This is a genomic window from Bacillus sp. P4_D3 (assembly GCF_056401855.1).
In genome coordinates, this window is the sequence record NZ_JBFUIN010000195.1 from 1 (window position 1) to 5,852 (window position 5,852).

Here is a 5,852-nt window from a genome sequence, read left to right on the forward strand (position 1 = left end):
CAATTTTTGCTTATACTCATGAATGACCTCCAAGATTTTTCAATCTCCCTGTAAAAAGGCAGCTAAAAAAAGCTGCCTTTTTACAATTTATTATATAGAGACAAGTTAATTACCGCTTATTCCCTCGTATTAGTCTGTTTTTAAGCTTTTTATAAACATGATATATATTTTTTTACAACACTATTTTGATACGTACTAGAAATTAAATCAACTCATACAGTATATGTAATAATCAACTACAATAAAAATTACATATTATATTAATATGTCTTCCTAATTAAAAGGAAATAAACATATAACCCCTGTTATGTAAGGAGTTTATTTAATGAGAAAAATCCCTATCGTATTCAAAGTTCCCCCGAATTCAAAGCTAAAAGTTACATTCTACGGTCCTTGTAACGAAGTAATTACAAATGTGTCTTTAATTAATCAACTACCCACCCCTACCTGCCAAACTGTATCTCAATATCCAGACTTTAAGAAATATATAACTGAAGTCCGATCATTATCAAATTGTTAATCGTATAATTTTATGATTTATCATTTCGAACAGTACGATAACAAAATAGTAAAAAGAGCCGCATCTTTCAAAAGAAACGGCTCTTTTTCATTTCACAAAAACATGACTTCATTAAAAAACTAAAATAACTCATTAATTGATATTCTATTGATATTTTGTTGATATTTTACACATATTAATGAAATGAGCATATATTATCGTATGGAGATTCTCCACTCATAAAACCTATCTTTTTTGAGCATACTTTGTTTGTATGCTCCTTTTTTATTCTTTACTTAACGGATTATCTTGTTAACATTTCCAAATATCCATCTAACCAAACATTGAATATTTCAAAAAACATTTTCTTATAATGCACTATGAATATAAGTTTAATAATTTATCTGTAGCTACATTTTCAGTATCACTTAAATCGACAAAATAATGAAGTTGCCACAGTTGACTCTTCTTAGCTTGATTACTAACAGGTTTATCCCAAATAGGGTAAACCCTCATAGCCATTTTCCCTTTTTGGTTTTGCGTTTTTAATATTTTTTCTTTTAGAAGAATCTCTTTTGGAAAAATAAATTGTCCTAGTTTATTATCCGCTATACAAGTGATAACTAAAAGGTTAGGAGCCGAATCATAAAAAAATGCCTGATTGCTCATAGAGGCATTTTTCTCCCAAAAAGAAACAAATTGTCCAATCTTATTAGGCGTAATTTTCGATACCCTAAATCGTATGCTTCTATTATTTAGCTGGAATACCCATCCTGCATATTCTGAATTTTGCTTTTCTTCTTTTCGTTTAGTAATTAATAGATTATTAGGTTTATAAATCATTTCATCTAGTTTTTCAATTATATTACTAAAATTTGTCATGTAAACGCACCTTTTTTATTTTCCAGTATACCAAGAACATTCGTTCTTGTATATCAAACTTAAACAAATGATGACTTTGAATAGTCTTTCAAAGATCATTTGATCTACTCCATCCATAACTTCAAATTTACTTTTATAGTATTTATTACATTACTCTTCCAATTTCTTGTATTTTTCATTATTATATTAATATATCAATAAAAAACGAGGTACATATTACATGAATCCATCCAAAATTGACTTCGGCTCCATAGAGCAACCTTTCTTCCTATTAGTTTTATATCTTATCGCAATTCTTTTAACACTCGGCATTACATTTAATATATGTCATTCCCTTTTACTAAATTTAAATGCACCGAGATGGGTAGCAAAACTGTTAGCTATCGTATTAACTCTAGGTGTTGCTTATCAAGTATTTATGAACTTATTTTAATATATTACCTTCTAAATAACTTAAACTAAAAGGCCCTACCATAAGGTAGAGCCTTTTTTTAAAAAATAGTCCATAAATCACAAACATGTCTTTTATTTTATTGGAGATGGGAATCTTGCAGCTTCAAAATGCGTACTAATAAATCCTGGATCATTTTGTATAATCAGTCCATCTACATCACTCTCAGCAAAAATTTCAACTACATCTCCTGCATGTAATTGAAGTATTGTTGAAACAGCTACGACATTTGCAAAATTGGGTGGACCAAAAAAGTCATTATCTATCGCTATAGCTGGATTATCATTTACCCGAATTTCTACACGCGCTCTATAATTCGTATTACTATCATTAGGTGCAAAGCTGATTGTACCAATAATAGAATAAACTCCTCTAGTCTTCGGARTAAACTCTGATGTTACTGGATTATATTCATTCGCTAAATCAAACTGTTCATTTGGGAATAATACTTTAACAAAAGTATTTGCAGTGACATTTTGATCTACTGTACTAACAGCTCTAAAAGCAGATGCCCTTACAAGCTTATCTTTCTCATTATCACAACACTTATCGTAATAATCTGTACTCTTCTTACAACAAGTATGCTGTTTCTTTTTGTAGCCATTACAATGCTTACAATAATAATAAGACATATTTATATCCCCTTTTAAATCTATTATTGTATACTATGCAAAATAAATTTAAAAAGTTTGGACAAGTTGTTGCTATTATGAAATGAAAAAAACTCCACCGAAAAGCAGAGTTAATAAAATTTTTTCCTTTTTAATATTTATACAATTGGAGATGGGAATCTTGCAGCCTCAAAATGAGAACCATCTTCTGTACTACTAATAACCCCATCTATACTACTTTGCGCAAAAATCTCGACAATATCACCTGCATGTAATTGAAGTATTGTTGAAACACTTACAACATTACCAAAATTTATTGGACCAAAAAAGTCGTTATCAATAGCAATTGCCGCATTTCCATTCACTCGAACCTCTACACGTGCTCTATAGTTTAAATTTGTATCGTTTGGAAAGAAACCAATCGTTCCAATTACGGAATAAACGCCTCTAGTTTTCGGAGTAAAATCTGATGTTGCTGGGTTATATTCGTTCGCTAAATCAAATTGTTCATTTTGAAATAATACTTTAACAAAAGTATTGGCTGGAAGGTTTTGATTAACTGTATTTACAGCTCTAAAGGCAGATGCTCTTACAAGGTTATTCTCCTTATGATCGCAAGAACAGTCATCACATCTTTTACCGCACTTATTATAATACTCACTTCTTTTTTTACAGCAATCATGATTTTTCTTTTGGTAACTCTCACAATTCTTACAGTAGTAATAACAAGACATATATAGCGCTCCTTTCTACTCTATTACTACATATTATGCAAGCTAGATTTGGAAGGTTTAGACTAATTTGCTGCTGTGCTTGTAACGCTTGTTGAACAGCTTGAATTGTACTTTGTGCTCCGCTATACGTAATACCCGCCGTACCATACGGACGCATTCTATCTCGGGTATCAAAATATGAATAAAACATTAKTATTCAACTCACTTCCATATAAGTTATTACAAAGTATRTTATGAKTMTTAATTTCAGTGAGTGTTAAAAACTAGTCCACTAGCTTTTATTCAAATARCGTTTTTGCTCACCTTCCTTCTTTTGATCCCCACTTTTTTCAAAATATTCAGACGACACTTTGCATTCAAGGCCAATCTTCTCACCGACAATCAATCGGTCTACATTTGAATCATCCACGGGTATTCAGGATGCTGCAGGATTGCATTTCTGCGTTGTACCTTTAAATTCGTACGCTTGAAAAATTCTTTTGCAACTACCTCTTCCAAAACGTTTCCGAAATATGCCGATTCACTTTGTAAATCTTCCTTTTCAATCGCTTGTGTTTTTTCAAAGAGTACTTGAACTGCTGATTTTCATTAATTTAAACCTGCGATTGCAGAAACATCTGAGCCACCAATAGCTTGCAACCACTGAGCGTGGTCCATGTTTAGTGTGTTAACCAATACTTTTGCTTGCATGTTCTATTCACTCACCTTCCATATTATACTGATACCAACATATATTTTTTTATGAGGACTCATTGCCGTGAGTCCTTTTTTATTGCCCAAAATACTTTTGTAACAATTCCAATGCTTCATTAATGCTCCCATTCACACCCTCAGGTTCCGCGCCTTCTGGATATTCCTGTGAAATCATTACCGCTCGACTGATGGCATCTTGTAACTTTTCGGCATCGATAGACGTTGTCATGATACCTTCTTGCTCCTGTGGATCAGCTTTACCATGGCCATTGTGCATGGACATCTGGTTTTCTAGCATCTAGCTCGCCTTCTTAAAAAATGCAGGATTTTCCTTTCTATTATCGAATTAGTAATGTTTGGAAAGGGGGTGTAATATGGCAGAAATTAAAGTAGGACTTACACAATTTTTAGACTTCACACTGAAAAGTAGTGCAGCTAAAACAAACTTTGTAAAAAATCTAAAATCTCAACCTGAATACCAACCAGCTTTTGATTACTGGAAACAATTACGAGACACTGTTATTAAATTTCATCAAAATGAACTACCTTTTGAATGTTTCGAAACATTAGTACAAACGGTTGATCAAAGGAAAAAGCAAAACTATATCGATGTCATAAAGCAGTACAAAAAATTTATTAAAAACAACGACGTCTCTTGGTTCGGTCCAGGTAAATCACATTGGATATCAGATGATTTAATCGTCCGCTCATCACCTGAACTCGGTTTGCTCATTAATGATGAGCCGCATCTTATCAAACTGTTTTTCAAAGGAAAGAAAGAGCGAATTGATAAATACAACATCAACTCAACGCTGACATTATTAAACGAATCAACATTTTCAAATGAACATAACGATGTGAATTATACGGTTCTTAACATCCAAAAGAACAGAATGTATACGAATAACTCTATTAATAATGATCATTTAATAGCACTTGAATCAGAAGCTAACCAGCTTTGTTATATATGGAATAAGATGTAAAGGGTACTATTCATCGCTTTCAATACCTTGTTCATGCATAATTTGGGCACAATTTTCACAAATCCAATCAGTTTCGTTTAATTGAAGCTCACCTTCTTGTTCCTCATAAACAATGCAGGGTGGGCGTTTTTTTCGAAAATAGTTTCTTTAACCATTTCCGCATCCTAACTCACCTCCTCCGAAAGAGTGATATAATGAGCTCTTTCCACTAAATCAGCGTTAACCCCCTAGTTTTTTAATCGATGAAGAAGTTCTTCGTTTTTTAGAACATGCAAAAGAAAACCATTATTATATCGCTTATCTTCTTGCTATTACATGTGGAATGCGTAAAGGTGAAATCTTAGGTCTACAATGGAAAGATATTGATTTTGAGAGACGAACGTTATCTGTTAACCGTTCCCTCTCTCACATTACAAAGGGATTCCATGAACTAAAAACCTCTTCAGGAAAGAGATTGCTGATTTTGCCTGACATTACTTTAATGGCACTAAATGACCATCTGCAAAAAATCTCTGAGGGAAAAAGAGCGATATGGTGAAGGCTATAATGACTGCGATTTGGTCTGCCGTTTCAGAAGTTTGACACAGCTCTGGAAAAAGCTTATAAAGAAAAGTGAGGTTCCTGATATTCGGTTCCATGATCTGAGGCATACTCATGCAACATTAATGTTGAAACAAGGTATACATCCGAAGATTGTAAGTGAACGATTAGGACATAAAAGAGTAGGTATCACACTGGACACCTACTCACATGTTGTACCAGGACTTCAGGAAACTGCGGTGGATCAATTTGCAAAAGAATTATTCGGAAAGAAGAACTTTCGTTAGAAGTTTTCTTTTCTTGGCAAAAACGCCGCCTAAATAACCCAAAATATTATAAGTGAAAAAGGAGCAACAAAACATGAGAGAAATCAAGTCTGACAAAGAATTCAAAGACATCATCGCAAGCGAGGAGCCAGTAGTTGTTAAGTTCTTTACTACATGGTGCCCAGATTGCGTG

At 33.0% G+C, this 5,852-nt stretch carries 10 protein-coding genes and 2 pseudogenes; 6 read left to right on the plus strand and 6 right to left on the minus strand.

Annotated features, from left to right (window positions below):
• Positions 1 to 325: 325 nt before the first annotated feature.
• Positions 326 to 520, plus strand: coding sequence for a hypothetical protein (locus AC1DTM_RS16820; RefSeq protein WP_016104771.1), 195 nt, complete (start codon positions 326 to 328; stop codon positions 518 to 520).
• A gap of 357 nt (positions 521 to 877) precedes the next feature.
• On the opposite strand, the gene AC1DTM_RS16825 is transcribed toward AC1DTM_RS16820, so the two are convergent.
• Entirely contained in the window at positions 878 to 1,381 is a 504-nt protein-coding gene (locus AC1DTM_RS16825; protein WP_016104770.1) for a MepB family protein, read from the minus strand.
• Between the two features lie 220 nt (positions 1,382 to 1,601).
• On the opposite strand from AC1DTM_RS16825, the gene AC1DTM_RS16830 reads away from it, so the two are divergent.
• On the plus strand, positions 1,602 to 1,814 hold the full coding sequence (locus AC1DTM_RS16830; RefSeq protein WP_002157952.1) for a hypothetical protein: 213 nt from the start codon (positions 1,602 to 1,604) through the stop codon (positions 1,812 to 1,814).
• Positions 1,815 to 1,906: 92 nt separating this feature from the next.
• On the opposite strand, the gene AC1DTM_RS16835 is transcribed toward AC1DTM_RS16830, so the two are convergent.
• From AC1DTM_RS16835 to AC1DTM_RS16855, 5 genes are all read right to left on the minus strand, one after another.
• On the minus strand, positions 1,907 to 2,464 hold the full coding sequence (locus AC1DTM_RS16835; RefSeq protein WP_477000523.1) for an ABC transporter permease: 558 nt from the start codon (positions 2,462 to 2,464) through the stop codon (positions 1,907 to 1,909).
• Between the two features lie 137 nt (positions 2,465 to 2,601).
• Positions 2,602 to 3,177: a C1q-like domain-containing protein gene (locus AC1DTM_RS16840; RefSeq protein WP_002157954.1), complete on the minus strand. Its 576-nt coding sequence runs from the start codon at positions 3,175 to 3,177 to the stop codon at positions 2,602 to 2,604.
• Complete coding sequence (locus tag AC1DTM_RS16845; protein ID WP_016104767.1) at positions 3,155 to 3,367, minus strand: DUF3947 family protein; 213 nt, start codon at positions 3,365 to 3,367, stop codon at positions 3,155 to 3,157. Before AC1DTM_RS16845 ends, AC1DTM_RS16840 begins: the two co-directional genes overlap by 23 nt.
• 200 nt (positions 3,368 to 3,567) lie before the next feature.
• Positions 3,568 to 3,723: a YqaJ viral recombinase family protein gene (locus AC1DTM_RS16850; RefSeq protein ID WP_477000524.1), complete on the minus strand. Its 156-nt coding sequence runs from the start codon at positions 3,721 to 3,723 to the stop codon at positions 3,568 to 3,570.
• A gap of 223 nt (positions 3,724 to 3,946) precedes the next feature.
• Positions 3,947 to 4,168: a hypothetical protein gene (locus AC1DTM_RS16855; protein ID WP_016104765.1), complete on the minus strand. Its 222-nt coding sequence runs from the start codon at positions 4,166 to 4,168 to the stop codon at positions 3,947 to 3,949.
• A 76-nt stretch (positions 4,169 to 4,244) separates the two neighbouring features.
• Here AC1DTM_RS16855 and AC1DTM_RS16860 point away from each other — a divergent pair, with 76 nt between their 5' ends.
• The 4 genes and pseudogenes from AC1DTM_RS16860 to AC1DTM_RS16875 all read left to right on the plus strand — a co-directional run.
• Positions 4,245 to 4,853: a hypothetical protein gene (locus tag AC1DTM_RS16860; RefSeq protein ID WP_016104764.1), complete on the plus strand. Its 609-nt coding sequence runs from the start codon at positions 4,245 to 4,247 to the stop codon at positions 4,851 to 4,853.
• A gap of 292 nt (positions 4,854 to 5,145) precedes the next feature.
• Positions 5,146 to 5,220: pseudogene (locus AC1DTM_RS16865) on the plus strand (site-specific integrase); the annotation flags it as partial.
• Positions 5,221 to 5,307: 87 nt separating this feature from the next.
• A pseudogene (locus tag AC1DTM_RS16870) lies at positions 5,308 to 5,680 on the plus strand (tyrosine-type recombinase/integrase).
• Positions 5,681 to 5,753: 73 nt separating this feature from the next.
• On the plus strand, positions 5,754 to 5,852 hold a 99-nt coding region (locus tag AC1DTM_RS16875; protein ID WP_255182107.1), incomplete at its 3' end, for a thioredoxin domain-containing protein.

Bases quoted from the DNA above. Each gene is read 5' to 3' on its own strand.
- AC1DTM_RS16825 (WP_016104770.1), bottom strand. From the start codon at position 1,381: ATGACAAATTTTAGTAATATAATTGAAAAACTAGATGAAATGATTTAT.
- AC1DTM_RS16860 (WP_016104764.1), top strand. From the start codon at position 4,245: ATGGCAGAAATTAAAGTAGGACTTACACAATTTTTAGACTTCACACTG.
- AC1DTM_RS16855 (WP_016104765.1), bottom strand. From the start codon at position 4,168: ATGCTAGAAAACCAGATGTCCATGCACAATGGCCATGGTAAAGCTGAT.
- AC1DTM_RS16830 (WP_002157952.1), top strand. From the start codon at position 1,602: ATGAATCCATCCAAAATTGACTTCGGCTCCATAGAGCAACCTTTCTTC.
- AC1DTM_RS16820 (WP_016104771.1), top strand. From the start codon at position 326: ATGAGAAAAATCCCTATCGTATTCAAAGTTCCCCCGAATTCAAAGCTA.
- AC1DTM_RS16845 (WP_016104767.1), bottom strand. From the start codon at position 3,367: ATGTTTTATTCATATTTTGATACCCGAGATAGAATGCGTCCGTATGGT.
- AC1DTM_RS16840 (WP_002157954.1), bottom strand. From the start codon at position 3,177: ATGTCTTGTTATTACTACTGTAAGAATTGTGAGAGTTACCAAAAGAAA.